General features: G+C 66.0%; 21 protein-coding genes. 15 read left to right on the top strand and 6 right to left on the bottom strand.

Annotated elements, in window-relative coordinates:
- Positions 1 to 2: 2 nt before the first annotated feature.
- The 3 genes from RTI28_RS09975 (at position 3) to RTI28_RS09965 (ending at position 2005) form a co-directional block, all read left to right on the top strand.
- On the top strand, positions 3 to 1109 hold the full coding sequence (locus tag RTI28_RS09975) for a PepSY-associated TM helix domain-containing protein (protein ID WP_316920301.1): 1107 nt from the start codon (positions 3 to 5) through the stop codon (positions 1107 to 1109).
- The gene (locus RTI28_RS09970) at positions 1106 to 1261 is read left to right on the top strand and encodes a hypothetical protein (protein ID WP_316920300.1); all 156 of its coding nucleotides are present in this window, start codon (positions 1106 to 1108) and stop codon (positions 1259 to 1261) included. The genes RTI28_RS09975 and RTI28_RS09970 overlap by 4 nt, the downstream gene beginning before the upstream one ends.
- A 150-nt stretch (positions 1262 to 1411) precedes the next feature.
- On the top strand, positions 1412 to 2005 hold the full coding sequence (locus RTI28_RS09965; RefSeq protein ID WP_316920299.1) for a DUF2780 domain-containing protein: 594 nt from the start codon (positions 1412 to 1414) through the stop codon (positions 2003 to 2005).
- Here RTI28_RS09965 and RTI28_RS09960 read toward each other — a convergent pair.
- A complete protein-coding gene (locus RTI28_RS09960; protein WP_316920298.1) occupies positions 1997 to 2884 on the bottom strand; it encodes an acyltransferase in 888 nt (295 codons plus the stop codon). The genes RTI28_RS09965 and RTI28_RS09960 overlap by 9 nt on opposite strands.
- A gap of 178 nt (positions 2885 to 3062) precedes the next feature.
- On the opposite strand from RTI28_RS09960, the gene RTI28_RS09955 reads away from it, so the two are divergent.
- The 4 genes from RTI28_RS09955 (at position 3063) to creD (ending at position 7162) form a co-directional block, all read left to right on the top strand.
- Positions 3063 to 3560 (top strand): ATP-dependent zinc protease, encoded by a 498-nt coding sequence (locus RTI28_RS09955; protein ID WP_316920297.1) that lies wholly within the window; start codon positions 3063 to 3065, stop codon positions 3558 to 3560.
- Positions 3561 to 3627: 67 nt separating this feature from the next.
- Complete coding sequence (gene creB, locus RTI28_RS09950) at positions 3628 to 4311, top strand: two-component system response regulator CreB (RefSeq protein WP_316920296.1); 684 nt, start codon at positions 3628 to 3630, stop codon at positions 4309 to 4311.
- Positions 4311 to 5744: a two-component system sensor histidine kinase CreC gene (creC, locus tag RTI28_RS09945; RefSeq protein WP_316920295.1), complete on the top strand. Its 1434-nt coding sequence runs from the start codon at positions 4311 to 4313 to the stop codon at positions 5742 to 5744. The genes creB and creC overlap by 1 nt, the downstream gene beginning before the upstream one ends.
- 86 nt (positions 5745 to 5830) lie before the next feature.
- A complete protein-coding gene (gene creD / locus RTI28_RS09940) occupies positions 5831 to 7162 on the top strand; it encodes a cell envelope integrity protein CreD (protein ID WP_316920294.1) in 1332 nt (443 codons plus the stop codon).
- Between the two features lie 214 nt (positions 7163 to 7376).
- Here the strand turns inward: creD and RTI28_RS09935 are convergent, their stop codons facing one another.
- The 5 genes from RTI28_RS09935 to aceE all read right to left on the bottom strand — a co-directional run bounded on the left by RTI28_RS09935 (position 7377) and on the right by aceE (position 16157).
- A complete protein-coding gene (locus tag RTI28_RS09935; RefSeq protein WP_316920293.1) occupies positions 7377 to 8006 on the bottom strand; it encodes a glutathione S-transferase in 630 nt (209 codons plus the stop codon).
- 9 nt (positions 8007 to 8015) lie between these two features.
- The gene (gene msrA / locus RTI28_RS09930) at positions 8016 to 8684 is read right to left on the bottom strand and encodes a peptide-methionine (S)-S-oxide reductase MsrA (protein WP_316920292.1); all 669 of its coding nucleotides are present in this window, start codon (positions 8682 to 8684) and stop codon (positions 8016 to 8018) included.
- Positions 8685 to 8772: 88 nt separating this feature from the next.
- Positions 8773 to 11463, bottom strand: coding sequence for a putative bifunctional diguanylate cyclase/phosphodiesterase (locus RTI28_RS09925; RefSeq protein WP_316920291.1), 2691 nt, complete (start codon positions 11461 to 11463; stop codon positions 8773 to 8775).
- Between the two features lie 391 nt (positions 11464 to 11854).
- A complete protein-coding gene (aceF, locus tag RTI28_RS09920) occupies positions 11855 to 13498 on the bottom strand; it encodes a dihydrolipoyllysine-residue acetyltransferase (protein ID WP_316920290.1) in 1644 nt (547 codons plus the stop codon).
- Positions 13499 to 13511: 13 nt separating this feature from the next.
- A complete protein-coding gene (gene aceE / locus RTI28_RS09915) occupies positions 13512 to 16157 on the bottom strand; it encodes a pyruvate dehydrogenase (acetyl-transferring), homodimeric type (protein WP_316920289.1) in 2646 nt (881 codons plus the stop codon).
- 383 nt (positions 16158 to 16540) lie between these two features.
- Between aceE and glnE the strand changes: the two genes are divergently transcribed.
- The 8 genes from glnE (at position 16541) to RTI28_RS09875 (ending at position 26570) form a co-directional block, all read left to right on the top strand.
- Positions 16541 to 19474 carry a bifunctional [glutamate--ammonia ligase]-adenylyl-L-tyrosine phosphorylase/[glutamate--ammonia-ligase] adenylyltransferase gene (gene glnE, locus RTI28_RS09910; protein ID WP_316920288.1) on the top strand — a complete coding sequence of 978 codons (2934 nt, stop codon included), beginning with the start codon at positions 16541 to 16543 and terminating at the stop codon, positions 19472 to 19474.
- Positions 19475 to 19609: 135 nt separating this feature from the next.
- Positions 19610 to 20659 carry a lipopolysaccharide heptosyltransferase II gene (gene waaF / locus RTI28_RS09905; protein WP_316920287.1) on the top strand — a complete coding sequence of 350 codons (1050 nt, stop codon included), beginning with the start codon at positions 19610 to 19612 and terminating at the stop codon, positions 20657 to 20659.
- Positions 20660 to 21721 (top strand): lipopolysaccharide heptosyltransferase I, encoded by a 1062-nt coding sequence (gene waaC / locus RTI28_RS09900; RefSeq protein WP_316920286.1) that lies wholly within the window; start codon positions 20660 to 20662, stop codon positions 21719 to 21721. It abuts the gene before it with no gap.
- The gene (locus tag RTI28_RS09895; protein WP_316920285.1) at positions 21721 to 22842 is read left to right on the top strand and encodes a glycosyltransferase family 4 protein; all 1122 of its coding nucleotides are present in this window, start codon (positions 21721 to 21723) and stop codon (positions 22840 to 22842) included. The genes waaC and RTI28_RS09895 overlap by 1 nt, the downstream gene beginning before the upstream one ends.
- Positions 22839 to 23645 carry a lipopolysaccharide core heptose(I) kinase RfaP gene (rfaP, locus tag RTI28_RS09890; protein ID WP_316920284.1) on the top strand — a complete coding sequence of 269 codons (807 nt, stop codon included), beginning with the start codon at positions 22839 to 22841 and terminating at the stop codon, positions 23643 to 23645. The genes RTI28_RS09895 and rfaP overlap by 4 nt, the downstream gene beginning before the upstream one ends.
- Positions 23645 to 24379 carry a lipopolysaccharide kinase InaA family protein gene (locus RTI28_RS09885; protein ID WP_316920283.1) on the top strand — a complete coding sequence of 245 codons (735 nt, stop codon included), beginning with the start codon at positions 23645 to 23647 and terminating at the stop codon, positions 24377 to 24379. The genes rfaP and RTI28_RS09885 overlap by 1 nt, the downstream gene beginning before the upstream one ends.
- On the top strand, positions 24376 to 25128 hold the full coding sequence (locus RTI28_RS09880) for a lipopolysaccharide kinase InaA family protein (RefSeq protein WP_316920282.1): 753 nt from the start codon (positions 24376 to 24378) through the stop codon (positions 25126 to 25128). Before RTI28_RS09885 ends, RTI28_RS09880 begins: the two co-directional genes overlap by 4 nt.
- Entirely contained in the window at positions 25128 to 26570 is a 1443-nt protein-coding gene (locus RTI28_RS09875) for a lipopolysaccharide kinase InaA family protein (RefSeq protein ID WP_316920281.1), read from the top strand. The genes RTI28_RS09880 and RTI28_RS09875 overlap by 1 nt, the downstream gene beginning before the upstream one ends.
- Positions 26571 to 26835: the final 265 nt, after the last annotated feature.

The raw sequence follows: 26835 nt of genomic DNA, 5'->3' as shown, positions 1-26835 counted from the left end.
GGATGAAGAGCAAGACCATCCGCACCTGGTCCGGGGTACACACCTGGACCAGCCTCATCTGCACCCTGTTCCTGCTGCTCCTGGCGGTGACAGGGTTGCCGCTGATCTTCCATCACGAGATCGATCACCTGCTGGGCGACGCGCCCGAGCTGAAGGTCATGCCCGCCGACACGCCACAGCTGGATCTCCAGCAACTGGTGGTGAAGGCCCAGGCCCACCGCCCGGGCGAGGTGATGCAGTACTTCGGCTGGGACGAGGACGACGCCAACGGCGTGGTCGCGATCATGGCCGCCAGCGCCGGCACCGAGCCGAACTCGTCACACACCTTCATGCTCGACGCCCGCACCGGCGAACCGGTGGAAATGCCCTCGGCCAACGGCGGCTTCATGATGACCATGCTGCGCCTGCACGTGGACATGTTCGCCGGCCTGCCGGGCAAGCTGCTGCTGGCCTTCATGGGCGTGCTGTTCGTGGTGGCGATCGTTTCCGGCGTGGTGCTGTATGCGCCGTTCATGCGCCGCCTGGACTTCGCCACGGTGCGCCATGACAAGTCGCGGCGCCTGCGCTGGCTCGACCTGCACAACCTGATCGGCATCGTCACCCTGACCTGGGCGCTGGTGGTGGGGGTGACCGGGGTGATCAGCGCGCTGTCCGACCTGGTCATCGCCGCCTGGCGCAACGAGAGCCTGGCGGCGATGGTCGCGCCGTACCGCGATGCACCGCCGCTGACCCAGCTGGCGCCGGTCAGCCGGGTGCTGGATATCGCGGCCGAGGCGGCGCCGGGCATGCGTCCGGACTTCATCGCCTTCCCCGGCACGCGCTTCTCCAGCGAGCACCACTACGCGGTGTTCATGAAAGGCGGCACGCACCTGACCGCACACCTGCTGACGCCGGTACTGATCGATGCCAGCACGCTGCAGGTCACCGCGGTCGGCGAACGGCCCTGGTACATGGACGCCATGGGCCTGTCGCAGCCGCTGCATTTCGGCGACTACGGCGGACGCCCGATGCAGATCCTCTGGGCAGCGCTGGATGTGCTGACCATCGTCGTGCTCGGCAGTGGCCTGTACCTGTGGTGGGTGCGCCGTCGTACGGAGGCGAGCCGATGAACTGGAAGGTGTTCGGCCTGCCGCTGCTGATCGGCGTGCTTGGCGCGGCGGGATTGTTCGCCGCGCTGCTGGGGGATGGCGGGTGGGATGCGCTGGCCTGGGTCGGGCTGGGGTTGCCGGCGTGGTATGGGTTTCGCGGTTTCTTCAGGTAGATGTTCATGGCCCCCATCGCTGGCAAGCCAACGATGGGGGCCATCAGCAACGACACAATGCCTCCGGGAACAATGCCTCCGGGAACATTCCCCCCGAAATCAACTCCAACACCTCGTTTCCCTGCCTTTACGGTTGACGAGGTCCTCCCCATGAAACGTTTCGCCCTGGTCACCCTGGTGACCCTCGCCGCCAGCTCGGCCTTCGCCTTCAACCTCAGCGACGCGGCCAACGCGGTCTCGGCCATGCAAGGCTCGCAGAACGGCGCGGCGGTGCAGGCGCCGGCGGCATCGGCCAATCTGCTCAACACCCTGGGCAAGGATCTGGACATCACCCCGGAACAGGCCATCGGCGGCACCGGCGCCCTGCTCGGCCTGGCGCGCAACCAGCTGAGCAGCGGTGACTACGAGCAACTGAGCAAGGCCGTACCAGGCCTGGACATGCTCTCCGGCGAGAACGCCCTGGGCGGGCTGGCGGGGCTGGGCGATCTGCTCGGCAAGAGCGGCCAGGCATCGGCGCTGAGCAACGCCCTGGGCGGCAATGTGAAGAATGGCGAAGACCTGAACAACGCCTTCAGCGCGCTGGGCATGCAGGACGGCATGATCGCCCGCTTCGCCCCGCTGATCCTGCAGTACCTCGGCCAGCAGGGCGTGGCCAGTTCGCTGCTGCAGAACCTCGCCGGCATCTGGGGCAATGGCCTGACCGCGCCGCTCGCCCCGGCGCTGGCGCCGGCTCCGTCAGTTTAATTCGGCGCGCAGGCGCTCGATGCGCGCGTCCTTGTCCTGCCACAGCTGGTTGACCCAGGCCTGCACGGCCTGGCGCAGCAGCGGGTCGCTTTCGTAGTCGCCGGCCCACAGCGCCGGGTCCAGCTCGCGGACTTCGATATCGACGATCACCCGTGGAATCGCACCACTGACCAGGTCCCAGAAACCCGGGGCCTTGTTGCCCGGATAGACGATGGTCACATCCAGCAGGGCATCGAGCTGCTCGCCCAGCGCGGCGAGGACGAAGGCCACGCCACCGGCCTTGGGCTTGAGCAGATGCCGGTACGGCGAGGCCTGGGCCTCGCGCTTGGCCTCGCTGAAGCGGGTGCCTTCCAGGTAGTTGACCACGGTCACCGGCTGGCGCTTGAACAGCTCGCAGGCGGCCTTGGTGATGGCCAGGTCCTGGCCCTTGAGGTGCGGGTTGCGCTCAAGGAAAGCCTTGCTGTAGCGCTTCATGAACGGGTAGTCCAGCGCCCACCAGGCCAGGCCCAGCAGCGGCACCCAGATCAGTTCCTTTTTCAGGAAGAACTTGAAGAACGGGATCTTGCGGTTCAGCACCTGGATCAGCGCCGGAATATCGACCCAGGTCTGGTGGTTGCTGACACACAGGTACGAGGTGTCCAGGCGCAGGTTGGCATTGCCGCGCACATCCCAGCGCGTGGGGATGCACAGGGCGAAGATCAGCTTGTCGACCTCGGCCCAGGTCTCGGCGATCCACATCACCGCCCGCGAGGCATGGTCGCGGTAACGGCCGGGCAGGACCAGCTTGAGCAGGGCGAAAACCATCAGCGGCCCGATCAGGACCAGGGTGTTGAGCAACAGCAGCAGGGTGACGAAACTGCCGGTGAGCAGGCGACGCATAAATCCACTCTTGTTGTGGGAAAACAGTCGGCCATGATAAGCAGCCGCGTCGGGATCACCAAATGCCACCCGGCGACTGTCACAGACAAATGTTTCACATTATGTGAACTACGCTCTCTTGCCGAACCAATAGCACAACGACAGTCTAACGCCTGTCTTGTCCACGGAAGCCCTTCCCTTGAAATCACTGATCGCCCTGCTCGGCCTGCTGTCACTGCCGGTGATGGCCGCCGAACCCACCCTTTACGGTCGCTACGAATACATTGCCGTGTCCGATATCGGCGAAACCTTCAAGGCCAAGATGGACACCGGCGCCTACACCGCCTCGCTGTCGGCGAAAGACATCGAACAGTTCACCCGCGACGGCGAGGACTGGGTGCGCTTCCGCCTGGCGACCAAGGATGCCGATGGCAAGGTCTACGAACACAAGCTGGCGCGCATCAGCAAGATCAAGAACCGCGCCGACGAGGAAGACGAGGAAGGCGTCGAGCTGGCTCATCGTCCGGTGGTGGAAATGGAGCTGTGCCTGGGCGAGGTCAAGCGCACCGTCGAGGTCAACCTCACCGACCGCAGCAACTTCAACTATCCGCTGCTGATCGGCGCCAAGGCCCTGCGCAAATTCGACGCCGCGGTGAACCCGGCGAAGCGCTTCACCGCCGGCAAGCCGGCCTGCTGACAGCGCGGCAAGCCGGGGCGGATCGCTTACACTTGCAACTTTCCCCTTGCCGCTTGCCGCTGCCCCCATGCCCCATATCCTCATCGTTGAAGACGAAGCCGCCATCGCCGACACCCTGATCTTCGCCCTGCAGGGCGAAGGCCACAGCACCGAGTGGGTGACCCTCGGCCAGGCCGCGCTGGAGCGCCAGCGCCAGCAGCCAGCGGACCTGGTGATCCTCGATATCGGCCTGCCGGACATCAGCGGCTTCGAGACCTGCCGCCAGCTGCGCCGCTTCAGCGAGGTGCCGGTGATGTTCCTCAGTGCCCGCGACGGCGAGATCGACCGGGTGGTGGGCCTGGAAATCGGCGCCGACGACTATGTGGTCAAGCCGTTCAGCCCGCGTGAAGTGACGGCCCGGGTGCGCGCGATCCTCAAGCGCATGGCGCCAGCACTGGTCGCGACGCCGAGCAGCAGTACGCCGTTCAGCCTCGACACCCTGCGCATGCAGATCCACTACCGCGAGCAGTTGCTCAACCTCACCCGCCATGAATTCCGCCTGCTGCAATGCCTGCTGGAGCAACCGCAGCGGGTGTTCAGCCGCGAGCAGTTGCTGGATGCCGTGGGTGTGGCCGCCGATGCCGGCTACGAGCGCAGCATCGACAGCCACATCAAGAGCCTGCGCGCCAAATTGCGCGGGATCGCCGCCGATGCCGAGCCGATCCAGACCCACCGCGGCCTGGGCTACAGCTACAACCCGGCGCACAGCTGATGCGCCTGGGCATCCGCATCTTCCTGGTGTACTTCCTGTTCGTCGGGCTGACCGCGTATTTCGTCCTCAACACCGTGCGCGAACAGGTGCGCCCGGCGGTGCGCCAGTCCACCGAGGAAACCCTGGTGGACACTGCCAACCTGCTCGCCGAGATCCTCCGCGACCAGGTCCGCGCCGGCACCCTGGCGCAGAGCGATCTGCCGCAGTTGCTCAAGGCCTATGGCCAGCGCCGCCCCAACGCGGATATCTGGGGCCTGGCCAAGACCGAGGTGAACCACCGCATCTACGTCACCGACGCCAAGGGCATCGTCCTGCTCGACTCCAGCGGCGCCGCCGTGGGCCAGGACTACTCGCGCTGGAACGACGTCTACCTGACCCTGCGCGGCCAGTACGGCGCGCGCTCCACCCGCAGCGAGCCGAACGACCCGGACTCCTCGGTGATGCACGTGGCGGCGCCGATTCTCGAGGGTGGCCAGGTGATCGGCGTGGTCACCGTGGCCAAGCCCAACAGCTCGCTGCAGCCCTATGTCGATCGCTCGGAACAGCGCCTGATCAACCTCGGCATCGGCCTGATCGTCCTCGGCCTGCTGGTAGGCGCGGCGCTGTCCTGGTGGCTGGCGCGCTCGCTGCGCCGCCTGACCCGCTATGCCCAGGCCGTCAGCGCCGGCGAGCGGGTCGCCCTGCCGCACTACCGCGGCGGCGAGCTGGGCCAGTTGGCGGCAGCGGTGGAGCGCATGCGCAGCCGCCTGGAGGGCAAGGACTACGTCGAGCGCTACGTGCACACCCTGACCCACGAACTGAAGAGCCCGCTGGCGGCGATCCGCGGCGCCAGCGAGCTGTTGCAAGGACCGATGAGCGAAGAACAGCGCCAGCGCTTCGCCGGCAATATCGAAAGCGAAAGCGCGCGCATGCAGCAGTTGATCGAGCGCTTGCTGGGCCTGGCCCAGGTCGAGCAGCGCCAGGGCCTGGAGGACCAGCAGCAGGTGGCCCTGGCGGCCATGGTCGATGAGTTGCTGGTGGCCCGCGGTGCCCGCATCGAAAGCGCCCGGTTGCAGGTGCGCCAGCGTGTTCCGGCGATGATCCGGCTGTACTGCGAGCCGTTCCTGATGCGCCAGGCCATCGGCAACCTGCTGGAAAACGCCCTCGACTTCACCCCGCCCGGCGGCCTGCTGGCCTTCGAGCTGGAGCACGAGGCGCAGCGCGTGGCCCTGAGCCTGTATAACCAGGGCGAGGCGATTCCCGACTATGCCCTGGGCCGCCTCAGCGAGCGCTTCTACTCGCTGCCGCGCCCCGGCACCGGGCGCAAGAGCACCGGCCTGGGCCTGAACTTCGTCGAGGAAGTGGTGCAACTGCACGGTGGCACACTGGAAATCGCCAACGTCGAGGACGGCGTGCGCGTACGCCTGTGGTTGCCGGCCAGCCGCCTGAGCTGATTTTTCCACACAAACTCCACACTGGCTCCCGCGACGCTCCACACGCGCTCGGCAGACTGGGCTCCTTCTCAAGCGGAGCCCTTTCCATGAACAAGAACCTGAGTCTGAAACTCGGCACCATCGCCCTGCTGGTGGTGGCCTTGCTGATCCCGCTGCTGATGATCGGCGGCCTGATCGACGAACGGCAGTCCCTGCGCGACAGCGTGCTCGAGGACATCGCCCAGAGCTCCAGCCATGCCCAGCAGATCAGCGGGCCGCTGCTGGTGGTGCCCTACAGCAAGTACGAGCGCGTGTGGAAGATGCAGGACGGCAAGAGCTTCCAGGAAACCCGGGTCAACAAGGGCTACCTGACCTTCCTCCCGGACACCTTCGTCCTCGATGGCCAGGTCGACACCGAGCTGCGCTCCCGCAGCATCTACGAAGCCCGGCTGTTCCATGCCCGCAGCCACATCAGCGGGCAGTTCAAGGTGCCGGCCAACTGGGGCATCACCCGCGACCTCGACGACTACCGCTTCGACACGCCGTTCATCGCCGTTGGCATCAGCGACATCCGCGGTATCCAGAACGGTCTGCAACTGCAGCTCAACGGCCGCCCCCTGGACTTCGCCGCCGGCAGCAGGCTGGACTGGCTCGGTGGCGGCGTGCACGCCATGCTCGGCGAGCTCGACCGCAGCGCGGAGCTGCGCCTGGACTACGCCTACGACCTCAACCTGCAAGGCACCGGCCAGTTGCACGTGCTGCCGGTGGGGCGCAGCAGCACGGTGACCCTCGCCGCCAACTGGCCGCACCCAAGCTTCATCGGCAACTACCTGCCCAACAGCCGGGACATCGACGACAAGGGCTTCAAGGCCCATTGGCAGACCTCGTTCTTCTCGACCAACCTCGAGGAAGCCGTCGCCCGCTGCGTGACCAGCGAAAACTGCGCGGACTTCCAGGGCCGCGCCTTCGGCGTCAGCTTCATCGATCCGGTGGACCAGTACCTGAAGAGCGAGCGGGCGATCAAGTACGCGCTGCTGTTCATCGCCCTGACCTTCGCCGGCTTCTTCCTCTTCGAGGTGCTGCGCGACCTGAGCGTGCACCCGATCCAGTACGCCCTGGTGGGCGCAGCGCTGGCGCTGTTCTACCTGTTGCTGCTGTCGCTGTCGGAGCATATCGGCTTCGGCATGGCCTACCTGGTGTCGGCGGGCGGCTGTGTCGGGCTGATCGGCTTCTACCTGTGCCATGTGCTGCACAGCGCCGTGCGCGGGCTCGGTTTTGCCGCGGGGCTGGCGGTGTTGTATGCGCTGCTGTACGGGCTGCTGAGTGCCGAGGACTATGCGTTGCTGATGGGCGCGCTGCTGCTGTTCGCCCTGCTCGGGGTGTTCATGGTGCTGACGCGGCGGCTGGACTGGTATCGGGCCGGGCAGGTGCGGGTATGAGCGGGCTCAGGGAAGAAAGAACCCTGGGCTGGGTTCTGGCCCGAGGGATTGGCGACGTCTGGATGGCTGAGTGTCATATCGTCTGGCGTCGGCTGGATTGCGACCGCTCCGCGGTCGTTCGCGAGCAAGCCTCGCTCCTACAGGGCACACACCGCGCCCCAAACTGTAGGAGCTGGCTTGCCTGCGAAGGCCCGCAAAGCGGGCCCAAGGCCAATTAAACCGGCGGCGCGGTCAGACGCATCGACTCGCGCTGACTGACCTCGGCATACCACGCCGCCAGCTTCGGCTGCCGTTCGCGCCAGCCGAAGTCCGGCATGCGCAGGTCGATGTAGCCCAGGGCACAGGCCAGGCCGATCGCCGCGACGTCGAAGACCGAGGCAATCTCGGCCATGTGGTTGTCCTCGAGATCCGCCAGCGCCCGGCGGATCTTCTCCGACTGCGCCTCGACCCACGCATCCCAGCGCTTCTCGGCCGGGCGCAGGAAGGTCTCGTAGCGGGTCAGCACCGCCGCATCCATGATCGCATCGGCCTGCGAGGCCAGCGTCAGGCGCCGCCAGCGCGCCGAGCCCTCGCGGGGAATCAGCGGGTTGCCGACATGCTGCTGGTCGAGGAAATCGACGATCACCCGGCTGTCGTGCAACACGGTGCCATCCTCCAGGCGCAGCGCCGGCAGCTTGCCCGCCGGGTTGCCCTGGTTGAGGTCGGCGTCAGGGCTGACCGGGGTGACATTGACCGCCTGCAGCGCGACCCGGTCGGTCTGGCCGGTCTCGTGCAGCACCACTCTCACCTTGCGCACGAAGGGCGACATCGGCGAGTGAAACAGGGTCATGCTCGCTGTGCTCATGGTCGCTCCTCAGTTGCCTTGCAGGCTAGGTGGCAGGCACACGCCGGTACCGCCGATGCCGCAGTAGCCATCGGGGTTCTTCGCCAGGTACTGCTGGTGGTAGGCCTCGGCGAAGTACACGGTCGGCGCCTGGGCGATCTCGGTGGTGATCTCGCCGAAACCGGACTTGCTCAGTTCGGCCTGATACTGCTCGCGGCTTGCCTCGGCTTCCGTCAGTTGCTGCGGCGAGGTGCAGTAGATCACCGAGCGGTACTGGGTGCCGATGTCGTTGCCCTGGCGCATGCCCTGGGTCGGGTTGTGCAGTTCCCAGAACATCGCCAGCAGTTCGCGGTAGCTGAGCTTGTCCTTGTCGAACACCACCAGCACCACTTCGGTATGGCCGGTCAGGCCCGAGCAGACTTCTTCGTAGGTCGGGTTCGGGGTGAAGCCGCCGGCATAACCGACCACGGTGCTGATCACGCCCTCGCGCTGCCAGAAGCGCCGCTCGGCACCCCAGAAGCAGCCCAGGCCGAAGATGGCGAAGTCGACGGCGTTCTCGAAGAAGGGACCGAGCAGGGGCGTTTCAGTGAAGACGAAATGCTTTTCCGGCAGGGCCATCGGGGTTTCGCGGCCAGGCAGGGCCTGTTCCGCGGTAGGCAGGACGCTTTTATTCACGAGGATCTCCGAACGCAGGACCATTGACCCATTCCTCTTGTCAGGTAGGCGGCATCGCCAGCGATGCCCTCAGTGGGATAGACCGGTAGTGTGCCCGAGTGTTGCGTGACTGTCAGGCGCTGGGGCCACGCGGGTAGCGCTTGAGCTTGTCGACCAGTTCGTCGCCGGGAATCGGCTTGTCGAACAGGTAGCCCTGACCGACGTCGCAACGATGCCGACGAAGGAACGCCAGCTGCTCGGCGGTCTCGATCCCCTCGGCGACCACCTTGAGCTTGAGGTTGTGGGCCATGGCCACCACCGCCGAGGTGATTTCCATGTCGTCCTGGTTGGCCGGGATCTCGTTGATGAAGCTGCGATCGATCTTGATGATGTCGATGGGAAACTTCTTCAGGTAGCTCAGCGACGAATAGCCGGTGCCGAAGTCGTCCATGGCCAGGGTCAGGCCCAGCTGCTTGAGCTGGTCGAGCTGGCGCCGGGTGTCCTCGGTGGCTTCCAGCAACAGGCCCTCGGTCAGCTCCAGCTCCAGCAGGTGCGGCGGCAGCGCCTCTTCCTGAAGGATGTTGGCGATCGACGCGACCAGGTCCGGATCGGAGAACTGCTTGGGCGACAGGTTGATCGCCACCTGCAGGCTGCCCATGCCTTCCGCGGCCAGTTGCTGGCTCATGCGGCAGGCCTGGCGCGCCACCCATTTGCCGATGGGGATGATCAGGCCGGTTTCCTCGGCGACGCTGATGAACTGGTCCGGACGGATCATGCCCTTCTCCGGATGGTTCCAGCGCAGCAGGGCCTCCAGGCCGAGCAGGCGCCCGGTGCGCAGGCACAGCTTGGGCTGGTAGAACACCTGCAGTTCGTTCTGCGCCAGGGCCCGGCGCAGGTTGTTCTCGACGAACAGCTTGTAGCTGGCCTCGGCGTTCAGCGCCTCGGTGAACACCTGGACCTGGTGCTTGCCGTTGGCCTTGGCCTTGTGCAGGGCCAGGCCGGCGTTCTTCATCAGGGTCTGCGGGTCGCGGCCATGCAGCGGCGCGCAGGCCAGGCCCACGGAACCGGTGACGTTGATCAGTTGGTTGTCGACGAACATCGGCTTGTCGAGGGTGTTGAGCAACTGCTGGGCGATCTGCTGGCCGCTTTCCAGGTCGGTGTTGTCCAGCAGCACGGCGAATTCGTTGCTGGCAAAGCGCGCCAGGCTGCCGCCCGGGCTGAGGCTGTTGCGCAGGCGCCGGGCGAGGCTGACCAGGAGCTTGTCGCCGGTCTGGTGGCCGAGGCTGTCGTTGATCCGCTTGAAGTTGTCGATGTCCACCAGCAGCAGGCAGATCGGCGTGTCGCTGTCGCGGGCGAAACGCTCGTCGAGGTTGCGGATGAACGCCGGACGGTTGCCCAGGCCGGTCAGGTTGTCGGTGTAGGCCAGACGCTCGATGCGCTGCTGGGCCAGCTTGTTCTGGGTGATGTCTTCGTAGATGCCGATGTAGTGGGTCAGCTCGCGGTTGTCGCCATACACCTTGGAAATCGACAGTTGCCCCCAGTACGGCTCGAGGTTCTTGCGCCGGCTCTTGAACTCGCCCTGCCAGCTGTTGCCCACGGCCAGGCTGGACTCGTCGAACAGCAGCTCGCTGAGGTTCTCCAGGGCCGACAGCTCGGACAGGCGATGGCCCTGGACTTCCTCGGAGCTGTACTGGGTGATCGCGGTGAAGCTCGGGTTGACGTACTCCACCACACCGTCGCGATTGACCAGCAGGAAGGCGTTGGCGCTCTGCTCCACCGCGCGCTGGAACAGGTGCAGGGCATTGGTCGCGGCGCGGCGGTTGTGGTTGTTGATGACCTGGGCGAACTGGTCGGCCAGCTCGCCGGCGAAGGCGATCTCGTCGGCCTGCCAGGCCCGCGGGCTGCCGCCGTGTTCGAGGCAGAGCACGCCGACCACCTGGCCATCGACGCGGATGCTGGCATCGAGCATGGCGATCACGTCACGCGGGCGCAGGCTCTCGGTGATGTCGCGGGTACGCGGATCGTGGCTGGCGTTGTGCGCATCGATGGCGCGGCTGGTGTGCAGGGCCTCCAGGTAATCCGGGAACAGGCTCGCATCGATCGGCTTGGGTGTGCGGTACTCGCGGGTCTCGCGGTAGAACGCGGAGATCGGCTCCAGGCGCTGGTCTTCCAGGTACCACAGGCTGGCGCATTCGATCCGGTAGATATCGCAGGCGCTGCGGGTGATCAGCTCGGCGGCTTCCTGCAGCGAATTGCTGGCGCTGTAGCGGTGCCGCGCCAGGTGCAGGATCAGGTCCTGCTGGGCGCGCACGCGCTCCAGGTGTTCGAGCTGCTCCTGCTGTGCCTGCTGGTTCAGCTTGAGGGCGATCTGCAGGCGGCTGTTGCGGGTTTCCAGGTCTTCGGCGCTGAGCTCGGGGCTGATGCCTTCCTGCTCGTCCAGCACCAGCAGGTAGCCGCGCAGCAGCTGGCGATTGTGCTGCTTGTAGGCTTCGCCCAGTTCCAGCAGGTTCAGCGGCCCGTGGTTGGTGTGCAGGGTGTAGCGGCTGACGTAGTGATTGCTCGCCGCCAGTTGCGCCTGGATGGTGTCATGCAGCTTGTAGCGGGCTTCGGGCTCCATGAGGCTGGCGTAGGGCGAGCCGACCAGGGCGCAGAGCTCCACAGCCGGCAGGCCGAACTGGCGCTCGCAGCACGGATCGAGATAGAGCATCGCCCAGCTCGCTTCGTTCAGCCGCTCGAAACGCAGCATGCCGAGCCGTGATGGCACCGGTAACTGCGTCACTACCTCGGCCGCCGGACGGCTGGCAGCATCGGTTTGGCTCTTCATGGGAAGCTCGCTCGAATAAGACTGATGGCACGGGCTTGGCACTTTGCTATGCACGTGCGGGCAAGGTTGCATCATGCGCCGGAGGCTGACAAGCAATTGGTTGGGCACCGGTTTGATCTATGTCGGCACGGCAATGCTTTTCTTCAGCCCGTAGGAGCGTGGCTTGCCCGCGAAAGGACCGCATAGCGGTCCCCAAAGAGAGACTCTGGGACCGCTATGCGGTCCTTTCGCGGGCAAGCCACGCTCCTACGGGAAGGGCGCGCAGGCCTGTTTTTGTTTTCACAGGCAAAAAAAAGCCCCGCCAGATGACGGGGTTGAGGTACGAGCGTGGCAGCTCGAAAGGGTCAAGCCCTGTCTTCCCCGGCAGAGGAAGACAGGTAACAGCTTTTCGTTACAGCAGCATGGTGCGGATATCGCCCAGCACGTCGCCCAGGCGCTTGGTGAAGCGCGCGGCGGCGGCGCCGTTGATCACGCGGTGATCGTAGGACAGCGACAGCGGCAGCATCAGCTTCGGCTGGAAAGCCTTGCCGTCCCAGACCGGCTGCATGGTGGCCTTGGAGACACCGAGGATCGCCACTTCCGGCGCGTTGACGATCGGCGTGAAGCCGGTGCCGCCAATGTGGCCGAGGCTGGAGATGGTGAAGCAGGCACCCTGCATGTCGTCCGCGGAGAGCTTCTTGGTCCGGGCTTTCTCGGCCAGGGCAGCCGCTTCGGCAGCCAGTTGCAGCAGGCTCTTCTGGTCGACGTTCTTGATCACCGGGACCAGCAGGCCATCCGGGGTGTCCACGGCAAAGCCGATGTGCACGTACTTCTTGCGGATGATCGCCTTGCCGCTTGGCGCCAGCGAGCTGTTGAAGTCCGGCAGTTCCTTGAGCAGGAAGGCGCAGGCCTTGAGCAGCAGCGGCAGCACGGTCAGCTTGACGCCGGCCTTCTCGGCCACGGCTTTCTGCGCGACGCGGAAGGCTTCCAGCTCGGTGATGTCAGCCGAGTCGAACTGGGTCACGTGCGGCACGTTCAGCCAGCTGCGGTGCAGGTTGGCGGCACCGACCTGCATCAGGCGGGTCATTGCCACTTCTTCCACTTCACCGAACTTGCTGAAGTCGACGGCCGGGATCGGCGGGATGCCCGCGCCACCGGTAGCGCCGCCAGCGGCAGGGGCTTCCTTGGCCTTCTGCATCATGGCCTTGACGTAGACCTGCACGTCTTCCTTCAGCACGCGACCGTGCGGACCGGTCGGCGCCACGGCGCTCAGCTCGACGCCGAACTCGCGGGCCAGCTGACGCACGGCAGGACCGGCGTGAACCTTGGCACCGCTTGGCGCCGGTGCGGCGACCGGAGCGGCAGCGGCTGGCGCAGCGGCCGGGGCCGCAGCAGGTGCTGGCGCGGCAGCCGGAGCAGCAGCCGGGGCCGGGGCAGCGGCAGCAGGTGCCGGAGCCGCGGCTGGCGCGGCGCCAGCGACTTTCAGTTTGAGGATCAGGTCACCGGTGCCGACTTCGTCGTCCAGTTTCGCGATCACGGCTTCGACCACGCCCGCGGCAGGCGACGGGATCTCCATGGAGGCCTTGTCGGACTCCAGGGTGATCAGCGACTGGTCGGCTTCGACGGTGTCGCCGGCCTTGACCAGCACTTCGATGATCTTGGCCTTGCCCGACGAACCGATGTCCGGCACGTGGATGTCCTGCACGCTGGCGGCAGCCGGCGCGGCTGGCGCGGCGGCAGGTGCCGGTGCTGCGGCAGGCGCGGCGGCAGGCGCGGCAGCGGCAGGCGCGGCGGCAGGTGCCTCGGGGGCCGCGGCGGCGGCACCCTCGACTTCCAGTTCCAGCAGTTCGTCGCCTTCTTTCAGGCGGTCGCCCAGCTTGACCTTCAGCGCCTTGATCACGCCGGCCTTGGGAGCCGGGATCTCCATGGAGGCCTTGTCGGACTCCAGGGTCAGCAGACTCTGGTCTGCCTCGATACGGTCACCGACCTTGACGAACAGCTCGATGATTTCACCTTCACCGCTGCCGATGTCAGGTACGCGAATGATTTCGCTCACTTAAAAATACTCCTCAGCAGTCCAGTGGGTTGCGCTTGTCCGGGTCGATGCCGAACTTGACGATGGCGTCAGCCACCACCTTCGGTTCGATCTCGCCACGGTCAGCCAGGGCTTCCAGGGCAGCCAGCACGACGAAGTGACGGTCGACTTCGAAGAAGTGACGCAGCTTCTTGCGGCTGTCGCTGCGACCGAAGCCATCGGTACCCAGGACCTTGAACTCTTTGCTCGGTACCCACTGGCGAATCTGCTCGGCGAACAGCTTCATGTAGTCGGTGGAAGCGATGACCGGCCCCTTGCGACCTGCCAGGCACTCTTCGACGTAGGTGACCTGTGGTTTCTGACCCGGCTTCAGGCGGTTGCTGCGCTCCACGGCCAGGCCGTCGCGACGCAGTTCGTTGAAGCTGGTGACGGACCAGACATCGGCACCGATGTTGAACTCGTCGCGCAGGATCTTCGCCGCTTCGCGGACTTCGCGCAGGATGGTGCCCGAGCCCAGCAGCTGGACGTGGTGCGCCGCTTCGCGGGTGTCTTCCTCAAGCAGGTACATGCCCTTGATGATGCCTTCCTCGGCGCCGGCCGGGATGGCTGGCTGGGTGTAGGCTTCGTTCATCACGGTGATGTAGTAGAAGACGTCCTGTTGCTCTTCGGTCATCTTCTTCATGCCGTCCTGGATGATCACCGCCAGCTCGTAGCCGTAGGTCGGATCATAGGTGCGGCAGTTCGGGATGGTCGCGGCCAGCATGTGGCTGTGACCGTCTTCGTGCTGCAGGCCTTCACCGTTGAGGGTGGTACGGCCGGCGGTACCGCCGATCAGGAAGCCGCGGGTACGGCTGTCGCCGGCAGCCCAGGCCAGGTCGCCGATACGCTGGAAGCCGAACATCGAATAGAAGATGTAGAACGGCAGCATCGGCTGGTTGTGGTTCGAGTACGAAGTACCGGCCGCGATGAAGGAGGACATGGCGCCCGCTTCGTTGATGCCTTCCTCGAGGATCTGGCCCTTCTTGTCTTCGCGGTAGAACATCACCTGGTCTTTGTCGACTGGCTCGTAGAGCTGACCGACGGACGAGTAGATGCCCAGCTGGCGGAACATGCCTTCCATACCGAAGGTACGGGCTTCGTCCGGGATGATCGGAACGATGCGCTGGCCGATTTCCTTGTCCTTGACCAGTTGCGCGAGGATCCGCACGAAGGCCATGGTGGTGGAGATTTCACGGTCGCCCGAACCGTCCAGGATCGCCTTCAGGGTTTCCAGTGGCGGGGTCGGGATGCTGATCGACTTGCTGCGGCGCTGCGGTACGAAACCGCCCAGCGCGGCGCGGCGCTCGGCCAGGTAGCGCGCTTCGGCGCTGCCTTCTTCCGGCTTGAAGAACGGCAGGTTTTCCAGCTCTTCGTCCTTGACCGGGATGTCGAAGCGGTCACGGAAGTGACGCAGGCTGTCGACGTCGACCTTCTTGGTGTTGTGCGCGGTGTTCTTGGCTTCGCCAGCACCGGTGCCGTAGCCCTTGATGGTCTTGGCCAGGATGACGGTCGGCTGCTCTTTGTGGTTGACCGCCTGGTGGTAGGCCGCATAGACCTTGTACGGGTCGTGGCCGCCACGGTTGAGCTTCCAGATCTCGTCGTCGGACAGGTCGGCGACCATGGCCTTGAGTTCTGGCGTATTGAAGAAGTGCTCACGGACGAACGCGCCGTCCTTGGCCTTGTAGTTCTGGTACTCGCCGTCGATGACTTCGTCCATGCGGCGCTGCAGGATACCGTCGGTGTCCTTGGCCAGCAGTGGGTCCCAGAAACGGCCCCAGACCACCTTGTTGACGTTCCAGCCGCCGCCACGGAACACGCCTTCGAGTTCCTGGATGATCTTGCCGTTGCCGCGAACCGGGCCGTCGAGGCGCTGCAGGTTGCAGTTGATGACGAAGATCAGGTTGTCCAGCTTCTCGCGGCCGGCCAGGGCGATCGCGCCCAGGGATTCCGGCTCGTCGCACTCGCCGTCGCCCATGAAGCACCAGACTTTCTGCTTGCCGGCCGGGATGTAGCCGCGGGCTTCCAGGTACTTCATGAAACGTGCCTGGTAGATCGCCTGGATCGGACCCAGACCCATGGAAACGGTCGGGAACTGCCAGAAGTCAGGCATCAGCCATGGGTGCGGGTAGGACGACAGGCCCTTGCCATCGACTTCCTGGCGGAAGTTGTTCATCTGGTCTTCGCTGATGCGGCCTTCCATGAAGGCGCGGGCGTAGACGCCTGGCGAGGCGTGGCCCTGGAAGAAGATCAGGTCGCCGCCGTGCTCTTCGGTCGGCGCCTGGAAGAAGTAGTTGAAGCCGATGTCATACAAGGTGGCGCTGGAGGCGAACGAAGAGATGTGGCCGCCCAGGTCCGAGTCCTTCAGGTTGGTGCGCATTACCATGGCCAATGCGTTCCAGCGTACCAGCGAGCGAATGCGGCGTTCCATGAACAGGTCGCCAGGCATGCGTGCTTCGTGGGTGACGGGAATGGTGTTGCGGTATGGCGTGGTGATTGCGTATGGCAGCTGCGAGCCACTACGGGTGGCCAGCTCGCCCATACGGGTCATCAGGTAGTGAGCGCGGTCTTCGCCTTCTTTGTCGAGGACCGACTCCAGGGCGTCCAGCCATTCCTGGGTTTCGACGGGATCGAGGTCTTGCATGGCTTGCTCCAGGGCGGAAAGGCTTCCAGAATCGGTTGCCTGAAGTTTGCGACTGGCCTTTTGGGCAGACGACATGAATTCTTGGATTACCGGAGGTAGTCCCGGCGGCGTGTAGTTTTACTACAAATCGTTCGTCATTACATGCCTTCGACTGAAAAAAGCAGTAGTAAAACTACATGAGAACAGCCTCGGGCCATCCGTTGGCTTGTGAGATAAAACGATACCGGCGATTAAAAACCGGTTACGAAAAGGTCTGCCGTGATGATTTCTGCCAGAAATTCCGAGATTGCAGCTATTTCTCACTTTTGTATGACAGTCCAACCCGGGCCGCGCTTCAGCCACCTCGTCACTGCCTGCCTTTTCCCGCGGATCAAGGATAGACCATGAGCCTGCCTTTGCTGGTCGAGCTGCCACAACCCCTGCAAGCCACCGCCCTCGACAATCAACAGGCCCTGCGCGGGGCCGTGGCCGCCGTCGACGGTCTGAGCCTGGATGACTGGAACGCCGAACGCTGGGCCGCGTTCGCCCGGGTCTCGGCCGCCAGCGTGTTCGTCCTGGAACAGAGCCTGCGCGACCCGGCGATGCTCCTCGAGCTGGCCGCCAGCGGCGACCTCGACCGCCGCTTCGCCCCCGGCGAGCTGTGCGCGCAACTGGCCGCCGCGGCCAGCGCCGCCGCCACCGAGGACGACCTGGCCCGCGCCCTGCGCCGCCAGCGCAACCGCCACCAGGTGCGCATCGTCTGGCGCGACCTGACCCGCCAGGCCGACCTGATCGAAACCTGCCGCGACCTCTCCGACATGGCCGACGCTGCCATCGACCAGGCCTATCAATGGCTCTACCCGCGCCTGTGCGAGCAGTTCGGCACGCCGACCGGCAGCCGCAGCGGCCAGCCGCAACAGATGGTGGTGCTGGGCATGGGCAAGCTCGGCGCGGTGGAGCTCAACCTGTCCTCGGACATCGACCTGATCTTCGCCTACCCCGAAGGCGGCGAAACCACCGGGGTCAAGCGCTCGCTGGACAACCAGGAGTTCTTCACCCGCCTCGGCCAGCGCCTGATCAAGGCGCTGGACCCGATCACCGTCGACGGCTTCGTCTTCCGTGTCGACATGCGCCTGCGCCCCTACGGTTCGTCCGGCGCCCTGGTGCTGAGCTTCAATGCCCTGGAGCAGTACTACCAGGACCAGGGCCGCGACTGGGAACGCTACGCCATGATCAAGGCCCGCGTGGTGGCCGGCGACCAGGCCGCCGGCGCGCAGTTGCAGGAAATGCTGCGGCCCTTCGTCTACCGCCGCTACCTGGACTTCTCTGCCATCGAAGCCCTGCGCACCATGAAGCAGCTGATCCAGCAGGAAGTCCGGCGCAAGGGCATGTCGGCGAACATCAAGCTGGGGGCCGGTGGCATCCGCGAGGTGGAGTTCATCGCCCAGGCCTTCCAGCTGATCCACGGCGGTCGCGACCTGAGCCTGCAGCAGCGTCCCCTCCTTAAAGTACTGGCGACCCTCGAAGGCCAGGGCTACCTGCCCGCCGCGGTGGTCGCCGAGCTGCGCGAAGGCTACGAATTCCTGCGCTATACCGAGCACGCCATCCAGGCCATTGGCGACCGCCAGACCCAGATGCTGCCGGACGACGACCTCGACCGCGCGCGCATCGCCTTCATGCTCGGCTTCTCCGACTGGGAGGCCTTCCATACCCAGCTGATGCACTGGCGCGGGCGTATCGACTGGCACTTCCGCCAGGTCATCGCCGATCCGGACGAGGAGGAAGGCGACGGCGAAGTGGTGGTCGGCGGCGAATGGCTGCCGCTGTGGGAAGAGGCCCAGGACGAGGAAGCCGCCTGCCGCCAGTTGCAGGACGCCGGCTTCCGCGACGCGCAGCGCGCCCTCAAGCTGCTCGCCGCGCTGCGTTCCAGCCCGCAGCTGCGGGCCATGCAGCGCCTTGGCCGCGAGCGCCTCGATGCCTTTATTCCGCGCCTGCTGGCCCAGGCCGTGGAGCACGACGATCCAGACCTGGTGCTGGAGCGGGTACTGCCACTGGTCGAGGCCGTGGCGCGCCGCTCCGCCTACCTGGTGCTGCTCACGGAAAACCCCGGGGCCCTGCGCCGCCTGCTGACCCTGTGCGCCGCCAGCCCGTGGATCGCCGAGCAGATCGCCCGCTTCCCGCTGCTGCTCGACGAACTGCTCAACGAAAGCCGTCTGTTCAGCCCGCCGAAGGCGCCGGAACTGGCCGCCGAGCTGCGCGAACGCCTGACCCGCATCCCCGAGGACGACCTGGAACAGCAGATGGAGGCCCTGCGTCACTTCAAGCTGGCCCACAGCCTGCGCGTCGCCGCCTCGGAAATCGCCGGCAGCCTGCCGCTGATGAAGGTCAGCGACTACCTGACCTGGCTCGCCGAGGCCATTCTCAACCAGGTGCTGGCCCTGGCCTGGCGCCAGACCGTGGCCCGCCACGGCCGCCCGCAGCGCAGCGACGGCAGCCCCTGCGACCCGGGCTTCATCATCGTCGGCTATGGCAAGGTCGGCGGCCTCGAACTGGGCCACGGCTCGGACCTCGACCTGGTGTTCATCCACGATGGCGACCCGCAGGCCGAGACCGATGGCGCCAAGCCGATCGACAGCGCGCAGTTCTTCACCCGCCTGGGCCAGCGCATCATTCACCTGCTGACCACCCAGACCAACTCCGGCCAGCTGTACGACGTCGACATGCGCCTGCGGCCGTCCGGAGCGTCCGGGCTGCTGGTCAGCTCGGTGGGGGCGTTCGAGCGCTACCAGCAGAACGAAGCCTGGACCTGGGAGCACCAGGCCCTGGTCCGCGCCCGCGTGCTGGTGGGCTGCGAACAGGTCGGCGCGGCCTTCGAGGACGTGCGTGCGCGAGTCCTGGGCAAGCAGCGCGACCTGGCCGCCCTGCGTGTCGAAGTCAGCGAGATGCGCGCCAAGATGCGCGACAACCTGGGCACCAAAGGCACCGCCGCCGGCACTGCGGGCAATGCCTACGACGCCGGCGTTCCCTTCGATATCAAGCAGGATGCCGGTGGTATCGTCGATATTGAATTTATGGTGCAATACGCCGCGCTCGCCTGGTCCCACAGCCATCCGGCGCTGCTGCGCTACACCGACAACATCCGCATTCTCGAGGGTCTCGAGGAGGCCGGGCTGATGCCCGCCAGCGATGCCGTGCTGCTGCGCGAGGTGTACAAGGCGTTCCGCTCCGCCGCGCACCGCCAGGCCCTGCAGAAACAGGCCGGGGTGATCGACGCGGCCCAGTTCGCCACGGAACGCCGTGAAGTCCGGCGTATCTGGAGCGAGTTGGGGCTTGGCTGAACAGTGAGCGCAAACGGCTGGCAGGACGCCAGCCTACACTCAGTGACTTACACTGGACCGAGCCTGAATATAAAGAAGGGAGGCCAGGCTGTTGCAAGACAGACTGCAGCCTCCCTGATCGTTTCTGGAAAACGCATGAGAATTTTGATAATCGGGCCCAGCTGGGTGGGCGACATGGTGATGGCGCAGACGCTGTTCCAGGTCCTGAAGCAGCGTCACGCCGATTGCGTGATCGACGTGCTGGCACCCGAATGGAGCCGGCCGATCCTCGAACGCATGCCCGAAGTGCGCCAGGCCTTGAGCTTCCCGCTCGGCCACGGCGTGCTCGACCTGGCCACGCGGCGGCGCATCGGCAAGTCCCTGGCCGGCCAGTACGACCAGGCAATCCTCCTGCCCAACTCGCTGAAGTCGGCGCTGGTGCCGTTCTTCGCCGGGATTCCCAGGCGCACCGGCTGGCGTGGCGAATTCCGCTACGGCCTGCTCAACGACGTGCGGCGCCTGGACAAGGCGCGCTACCCGCTGATGATCGAGCGCTTCATGGCCCTCGCCTACCCGGCTGACAGCGACCTGCCACAGCCCTACCCGCGCCCCAGCCTGCGCATCGAGGATGCCAGCCGAGCCGCGGCCCTGGCCAAGTTCGGCCTGGAGCTGGACCGTCCGGTCCTGGCCCTGTGCCCGGGCGCCGAGTTCGGCGAGGCGAAGAAATGGCCGGCCGAGCATTACGCCAAGGTCGCCGAGCTGAAGATCCGTGAAGGCTGGCAGGTCTGGCTGTTCGGTTCGAAGAACGACCATCCGGTCGGCGAGCAGATCCGCGCGCGCCTGATCCCGGGCTTTCGTGAAGAGTCGTACAACCTGGCCGGGGAAACCTCGCTGGCCGAGGCCATCGACCTGCTGTCCTGCGCCGATGCCGTGGTGTCCAACGATTCCGGGCTGATGCACGTCGCCGCGGCACTGAACCGGCCGCTGGTGGCGGTCTACGGCTCCACGTCGCCGGGCTTCACCCCGCCGCTCGCCGACCAGGTCGAGGTGGTGCGCCTGGGCCTGGATTGCAGCCCGTGCTTCGACCGCACCTGCCGCTACGGCCATTACAACTGCCTGCGCCAGCTGGAGCCGGATGCCGTCGCGGCGGCACTGCAGCGCCTCAACGGCCCGTCGCTGGTCGACATCAGTCCAGAGGTCGACTAAGTGCGCGTGCTGCTGATCAAGACCTCATCCCTGGGCGACGTGATCCACGCCCTGCCGGCCCTGAGCGACGCGGCCCATGCCATCCCCGGCATCCGATTCGACTGGGTGGTGGAAGAAGGCTTCGCCGAGATCCCCAGCTGGCATCCGGCGGTGGACCAGGTCATCCCGGTGGCGATCCGCCGCTGGCGCAAGAACCTCTGGCAGACCTTCAAGAGCGGCGAATGGGGCCAGTTCAAGAAGCGCATCCGCGAGCGCAAGTACGATCTGGTGATCGATGCCCAGGGCCTGGTCAAGAGCGCCTGGCTGACCCGCTACGTGAAGAAGACCCCGGTCGCCGGCCTCGACCGCTATTCGGCGCGCGAAGGGCTCTCCAGCCGCTTCTATGACCGCCGCCTGTCGGTTGCCACCGGCCAGCACGCGGTCGAGCGGGTCCGCCAGCTGTTCGCCCTGGCCCTGGGCTACGACCTGCCGGAAGGCATCGGCGACTACGGCCTGGACCGCAGCCGCCTGGAGCAGATCGGCGTGGCGCCCTACGTGGTGTTCCTGCATGGCACCACCTGGGACACCAAGCACTGGCCCGAACTGTACTGGCGCCAGTTGGCCGAGCGCCTCGGTCGCGCCGGCCTGCATGTCTGCCTGCCATGGGGCAATCCGACGGAGAAAGCCCGCGCCGAGCGCATCGCCCAGGGCTTGAAGAATGCCCAGGTACTACCCAAATTGAACCTGGCCGGGGTGGGCAAGGTGCTGGCCTCGGCCAAGGCCTGCGTGGCCGTCGATACCGGACTCGGCCACCTCGCGGCGGCACTGGACGTGCCGACCATTTCCCTGTTCGGCCCGACCAATCCGGGCCTCACCGGGGCCTATGGCAAATCCCAGGTCCATGTGGCCAGCGATTTCCCCTGTGCGCCCTGCCTGCGCAAGAAGTGCACCTACAAACCGGGCGCCGAGGAACTGCGCCGGTTCGATCTCAAACGTGAGTGGCCGCTGTGCTTCACTCGCCTGAATCCCGAACGTGTGGCACGCCAGTTGGGCGAGCTGCTGCGGGCCGAGGATGTTCGTTGATGCAACTGGCTTTCGTGCTCTACAAGTATTTCCCCTTCGGTGGCCTGCAGCGTGACTTCATGCGCATCGCCCTGGAGTGCCAGCGCCGCGGGCACAGGATCCGTGTCTATACCCTGATCTGGGAAGGCGACGTGCCGCCCGGCTTCGAGGTGCTGGTGGCGCCGGTCAAGGCGCTGTTCAACCACCGCCGCAATGAAAAACTCAGCGCCTGGATGGCCGCCGACCTGGCGAAACGCCCGGTCGACCGCCTGATCGGCTTCAACAAGATGCCCGGCCTGGACGTCTACTACGCCGCCGACGGCTGCTTCGAGGACAAGGCCCAGACCCTGCGCGGCGGCCTGTACCGGCGCTGGGGCCGCTACCGGCACTTTGCCGAGTACGAGCGCGCGGTCTTCGCGAAGGACGCGCGCACCGAGATCCTGATGATTTCCGAGGTGCAGCAGCCGCTGTTCATCAAGCACTACGGCACCCCGGAAGAGCGCTTCCACCTGCTGCCGCCGGGCATATCCCAGGACCGCCGGGCACCGGCCAACGCCGCCGGGATCCGCGCCGACTTCCGCCGCGAATTCGACCTGGGCGACGACGACCTGCTGCTGGTGCAGATCGGCTCCGGGTTCAAGACCAAGGGCACCGACCGCAGCCTCAAGGCCCTCGCCGCCCTGCCCCCGGCCCTGCGCAAGCGCACCCGGCTGATGGTCATCGGCCAGGACGATCCCAAGGTGTTCCAGTTGCAGAGCACCGCCCTGGGCCTCGGCGACCAGGTGCAGTTCCTCAAGGGACGCAGCGATATCCCGCGCTTCCTGCTCGGCGCCGACGTGCTGATCCACCCCGCCTATAACGAGAACACCGGCACCGTGCTGCTGGAGGCGCTGGTCGCCGGCCTGCCGGTGCTGGTCACCGCGGTGTGCGGCTACGCCCACTACATCGCCGAGGCCGACAGCGGCCTGGTGCTGGACGAACCGTTCGAGCAGGAGCAGCTCAACCGCTACCTGCAGCGCATGCTCGAAGACCCGGCGGCCCGCGCCAGCTGGGGCCAGAATGGCCTGGCCTTCGCCGAGACCGCCGACCTGTACAGCATGCCGGAGCATGCCGCCGACGTGATTCTCGGGGAGCGCCCATGAAGCTGATCCTGGCAGAACCCTTCAAGCGCCTGTGGGCCGGACGCGATCCCTTCGAGGCCGTCGAAGCGCTGCAGGGCGAGGTCTACCGCGAACTGGAAGGCCGCCGCACCCTGCGCACCGAGGTCGCCGGCGACGGTTATTTCGTCAAGATCCACCGCGGCATCGGCTGGGGCGAGATCTTCAAGAACCTGTTCAGTGCCAAGCTGCCGGTGCTCGGCGCCGGCCAGGAATGGACGGCGATCCAGCGCCTGCACCAGGCCGGCGTAGCGACCATGACCGCGGTGGCCTTCGGCGAGCGCGGCAGCAATCCGGCGACCCAGCACTCGTTCATCGTCACCGAGGAACTGGCGCCGACGGTCAGCCTGGAAGACTTCAGCATCGACTGGCTGCGCCAGCCGCCAGAACCGCGCCTCAAGCGCGCGCTGATCGCCGAGGTGGCGAAGATGACCGGCGGCATGCATCGCGCCGGGGTCAACCACCGCGACTGCTACATCTGCCACTTCCTCCTGCACACCGACAAACCGGTGACGGCGGATGACTTCAAGCTGTCGGTCATCGACCTGCACCGCGCCCAGACCCGTGACAGGATCACCCGGCGCTGGCGCGACAAGGACCTGGCCGCCCTGTATTTCTCGGCGCTGGACATCGGCCTGACGCGGCGCGACAAACTGCGCTTCCTGCGCGGCTATTTCCAGCAGCCGCTGCGGCAGATCCTCGCCGAACACGCGGGCCTGCTGCGCTGGCTGGACGGCAAGGCGCAAAAGCTCTACGAGCGTAAGCAACGGTATGGGGATGCGCTCTGATGGCGGGTTGGACACTGGAGCCGAAGTACGCGGCCCTGGCAGAGGATTTCGGCAGTATCGACAAGGTGTTCGCCCTGCAGGGCGAGCAGCTCACCCGCGATCCGCTGAGCGAGGTGATCCGCATCCAGCGTGACGGGATCAACTACTACGTCAAACGCTACATCGGCGCCGGCAAGCACCTGCGCCGCTACCTGGGACGGCCGCGGATCAAGGCCGAGTGGCAGAACCTCAAGCAGTTCGCCAAATGGCAGATCCCCACCGCCGAGGTGGTGGCCTGCGGCCTGGAGCGCAATGGCCTGAGTTTCGGCCGCGGCGCGATGATCACCCGCGAACTGCCGCGCACCGAGGATCTCAACGCCCTGGCCGAGCGCAACGATCCGCGCTTGGCCGACCGCCGCTGGGTCGATCACATCAGCCGCCAGTTGGCCCGGCATACGCGGGTCATGCATGACCACCACTTCACCCACAACGACCTGAAGTGGCGCAACCTGCTGGTGGACGACGCGGGCACGCTGTTCTTCATCGACTGCCCGACCGGCGACTTCTGGCGCAGCTTCATGCTGCGCTACCGCATCACCAAGGACCTGGCGTGCCTGGACAAAGTGGCCAAGTATCATCTGTCGGCCACCCAGCGCCTGCGCTTCTACCTGCAGTACCGCAACCGCGAGCGCCTGAACGCGGCCGACAAGAAGCGCATCCGCCATATCGTGAAGTTTTTCGAGGGACGCGAATGAGTGATTTTGTCGCCAGCAGCGACACGGCGCTGCTCGAACGCCATGGCCTGAAGGGCTTCGATCAGCTCTGGGCCGTGCAACTGGACGCGGTGGACGAGCCCAACACCGGCCGCGGTGGCTGGAGCAGCGTGTTTCGCCTGGAACTCGAGGGCAAGGGTTACTACCTCAAGCGCCAGAGCAACTACCTGACCCACACCCTGCACCGGCCGTTCGGCGAGCCGACCTTCGCCCGCGAATTCCGCAATATCCGCCGCTACCAGAAGCTGCGCATTCCGGCGCTGCAGGCGGTGTTCTACGGCGAGCGCAAGGTCGACGGCGAGCGCCGGGCGATCCTCATGACCCGGGCGCTGGACGAGTGGACCGATCTCGACCTGCTGCTCGGCCAGTGGCAACAGCTGGACACCGGCCAGCGCCACGGCATCCTGCGCGCCTGCGGCCAGCTGGCCCGCACCGTCCATGGTGCCGGGCAGGTCCACGGCTGCTTCTACCCCAAGCACATCTTCCTGCGCGAACGCGGCGACGGCTGGCAGGCCCAGCTGATCGACCTGGAAAAGACCCGGCCACTGCTGTTCGGCAAACGTGACCGCCTCAAGGACCTGGAGCCGCTGCTGCGCCGCGCGCCGCTCTGGAGCGAGGCGGACGTGCGCCTGCTGCTCTCGGCGTACCTGGATCAGCCTGCGGACAGCGCGCTGGTGAATGCCTGGCTGCAGCGCCTGCTGCGTCGCCGTCGTCATAAGGAATCCCGCTGATGCGTTTGTCCGAACTCAAGGATGCCGGGCGCGCCCCGGCCCTGCCGCTGAGCATTACCCTCGCCGATGCCGCCGGCAGCGCCGAGCTGCAACTGCTCAGCCTGCTGCGGGTGCTGCCGGGGCAGCGCTATGTCGGTGCCGGGGTCTGGCGGGGCACGCCGGTGCTGGCCAAATTGCTGGTCGGCGGCAGCGCCGCGCGGCATTTCCAGCGGGAGCGGGACGGCGTGCGCCTGCTCGCCGACAACGGCGTGACTACCCCGCGGCTGCTGGCCGACGGCCTGAAGGAAGGCGAAGGCGGCTGGCTGCTGTTCGAATACCTCGAAGGCTCGAGCAGCCTGGGCGACGCCTGGGCTGAAGTCGAAGGCCAGGCACCGCTCAGCGACGCGCAGAGCCTGGTCCTCGGCGAAGCCCTTACCGCGGTCGCGCAACTGCACGCCAAGGGCCTGTGGCAGGACGACCTGCACCTGGACAACCTGCTGCGCCATGACGGCCAGCTCTACGTCATCGACGGCGGCGGCATCAAGGCGCAAACCCCGGGCCAGCCCCTGTCGCGCCAGCAGGTGCTGCAGAACCTCGGGGTGCTCTTCGCCCAGTTGCCCAAGCGCCTCGAACCCTTCATCGAAGAACTGCTGGTGCACTACCTGCTGGCCAACAGCGAGCACGCGCTGCCGCTGGAAGCCCTGCAGAAGCAGATCGACAAGGTCCGCCACTGGCGTCTCAAGGACTACCTGGACAAGGCCGGCCGTGACTGCACGCTGTTCAGCGTCGAGCGTGGCGCCTCGGGCCTGAAGGCGATCCCGCGCAAGCAGGTCGCCGCGATGCAGCCGGTACTGGACAACGCTGACGCGCTGATCGACGCCGGGCACCTGTACAAGACCGGCGGTGCCGCCAGCGTGGCGCGGGTCGAGGCCGATGGTCGGGCGCTGGTGATCAAGCGCTACAACATCAAGAACACCGCCCACTGGTTCAAGCGTTTCTGGCGCCCGAGCCGGGCCTGGCATTCGTGGATCGAAGGGCATCGCCTGGCATTCCTCGGCTTCGCCACGCCCACCCCGCTGGCGGTGCTGGAGACGCGCTGGCTGGGCCTGCGCGGCAAGGCCTACCTGGTCACCGAACTGCTCGACGGGCCGGACCTGATGACCAGCTTCGCGCCCTACGTGGACAGTGGCGAGGTGCCGGAGGAGCAGCTGGCGGCGTTGCAGCAGTTGCTGGCACAGCTGATCCACGAACGCATCAGCCATGGCGACCTGAAGGCCTACAACCTGTTCTGGCAGGACGGGCAGTGGGCGCTGATCGACCTCGATGCGATGAGCCAGCATGCGACGCAACTGAGCTTCGCCCCGGCATTCGCCAGGGACCGGGCGCGCTTGCTGAGGAACTGGCCGGTGGAGAGTGCCCTGTACAAGCGGCTGGATGAGTGTCTGCCGAAACTGGCGGATTGAGGGTGTTGCTGCTGGCCTCATCGCGGGCAACGCCCGCTCCTACAGGTTTTGTGTGCGCCACGTAACCTGTGGGAGCGGGCATTGCCCGCGATGAGSCCCGACCAGCCAACAATGAAGAAGGGGCCAATCATCAGACTGTGTGAAAACCTAGCAATCTGCCCGGCCCTTTAAGAGAATGCTCCGTATCGAAAGATACGGAGCATTTTTCGTTATGGCCTACATACAAGGAGAGTCTCGCAGCCAGACCAGTCTGTTCCCGGTTTCG

The sequence above is a fragment of the Pseudomonas sp. zfem002 genome (assembly GCF_032621685.1).
GTDB lineage: Bacteria > Pseudomonadota > Gammaproteobacteria > Pseudomonadales > Pseudomonadaceae > Aquipseudomonas > Aquipseudomonas japonica.
Note: the sequence above shows the minus strand (reverse complement) of the source record. Positions and strands in the feature narration are given on the sequence as shown.

What these genes read in the sequence shown, in the direction of transcription:
- RTI28_RS09975 (WP_316920301.1), top strand. Translation starts at nt 3, where the DNA reads ATGAAGAGCAAGACCATCCGCACCTGGTCCGGGGTACACACCTGGACC.
- RTI28_RS09970 (WP_316920300.1), top strand. Translation starts at nt 1,106, where the DNA reads ATGAACTGGAAGGTGTTCGGCCTGCCGCTGCTGATCGGCGTGCTTGGC.
- RTI28_RS09965 (WP_316920299.1), top strand. Translation starts at nt 1,412, where the DNA reads ATGAAACGTTTCGCCCTGGTCACCCTGGTGACCCTCGCCGCCAGCTCG.
- RTI28_RS09960 (WP_316920298.1), bottom strand. Translation starts at nt 2,884, where the DNA reads ATGCGTCGCCTGCTCACCGGCAGTTTCGTCACCCTGCTGCTGTTGCTC.
- creB (WP_316920296.1), top strand. Translation starts at nt 3,628, where the DNA reads ATGCCCCATATCCTCATCGTTGAAGACGAAGCCGCCATCGCCGACACC.
- creC (WP_316920295.1), top strand. Translation starts at nt 4,311, where the DNA reads ATGCGCCTGGGCATCCGCATCTTCCTGGTGTACTTCCTGTTCGTCGGG.
- creD (WP_316920294.1), top strand. Translation starts at nt 5,831, where the DNA reads ATGAACAAGAACCTGAGTCTGAAACTCGGCACCATCGCCCTGCTGGTG.
- RTI28_RS09935 (WP_316920293.1), bottom strand. Translation starts at nt 8,006, where the DNA reads ATGAGCACAGCGAGCATGACCCTGTTTCACTCGCCGATGTCGCCCTTC.
- msrA (WP_316920292.1), bottom strand. Translation starts at nt 8,684, where the DNA reads ATGGTCCTGCGTTCGGAGATCCTCGTGAATAAAAGCGTCCTGCCTACC.
- RTI28_RS09925 (WP_316920291.1), bottom strand. Translation starts at nt 11,463, where the DNA reads ATGAAGAGCCAAACCGATGCTGCCAGCCGTCCGGCGGCCGAGGTAGTG.
- aceE (WP_316920289.1), bottom strand. Translation starts at nt 16,157, where the DNA reads ATGCAAGACCTCGATCCCGTCGAAACCCAGGAATGGCTGGACGCCCTG.
- glnE (WP_316920288.1), top strand. Translation starts at nt 16,541, where the DNA reads ATGAGCCTGCCTTTGCTGGTCGAGCTGCCACAACCCCTGCAAGCCACC.
- waaF (WP_316920287.1), top strand. Translation starts at nt 19,610, where the DNA reads ATGAGAATTTTGATAATCGGGCCCAGCTGGGTGGGCGACATGGTGATG.
- RTI28_RS09895 (WP_316920285.1), top strand. Translation starts at nt 21,721, where the DNA reads ATGCAACTGGCTTTCGTGCTCTACAAGTATTTCCCCTTCGGTGGCCTG.
- rfaP (WP_316920284.1), top strand. Translation starts at nt 22,839, where the DNA reads ATGAAGCTGATCCTGGCAGAACCCTTCAAGCGCCTGTGGGCCGGACGC.
- RTI28_RS09885 (WP_316920283.1), top strand. Translation starts at nt 23,645, where the DNA reads ATGGCGGGTTGGACACTGGAGCCGAAGTACGCGGCCCTGGCAGAGGAT.
- RTI28_RS09880 (WP_316920282.1), top strand. Translation starts at nt 24,376, where the DNA reads ATGAGTGATTTTGTCGCCAGCAGCGACACGGCGCTGCTCGAACGCCAT.
- RTI28_RS09875 (WP_316920281.1), top strand. Translation starts at nt 25,128, where the DNA reads ATGCGTTTGTCCGAACTCAAGGATGCCGGGCGCGCCCCGGCCCTGCCG.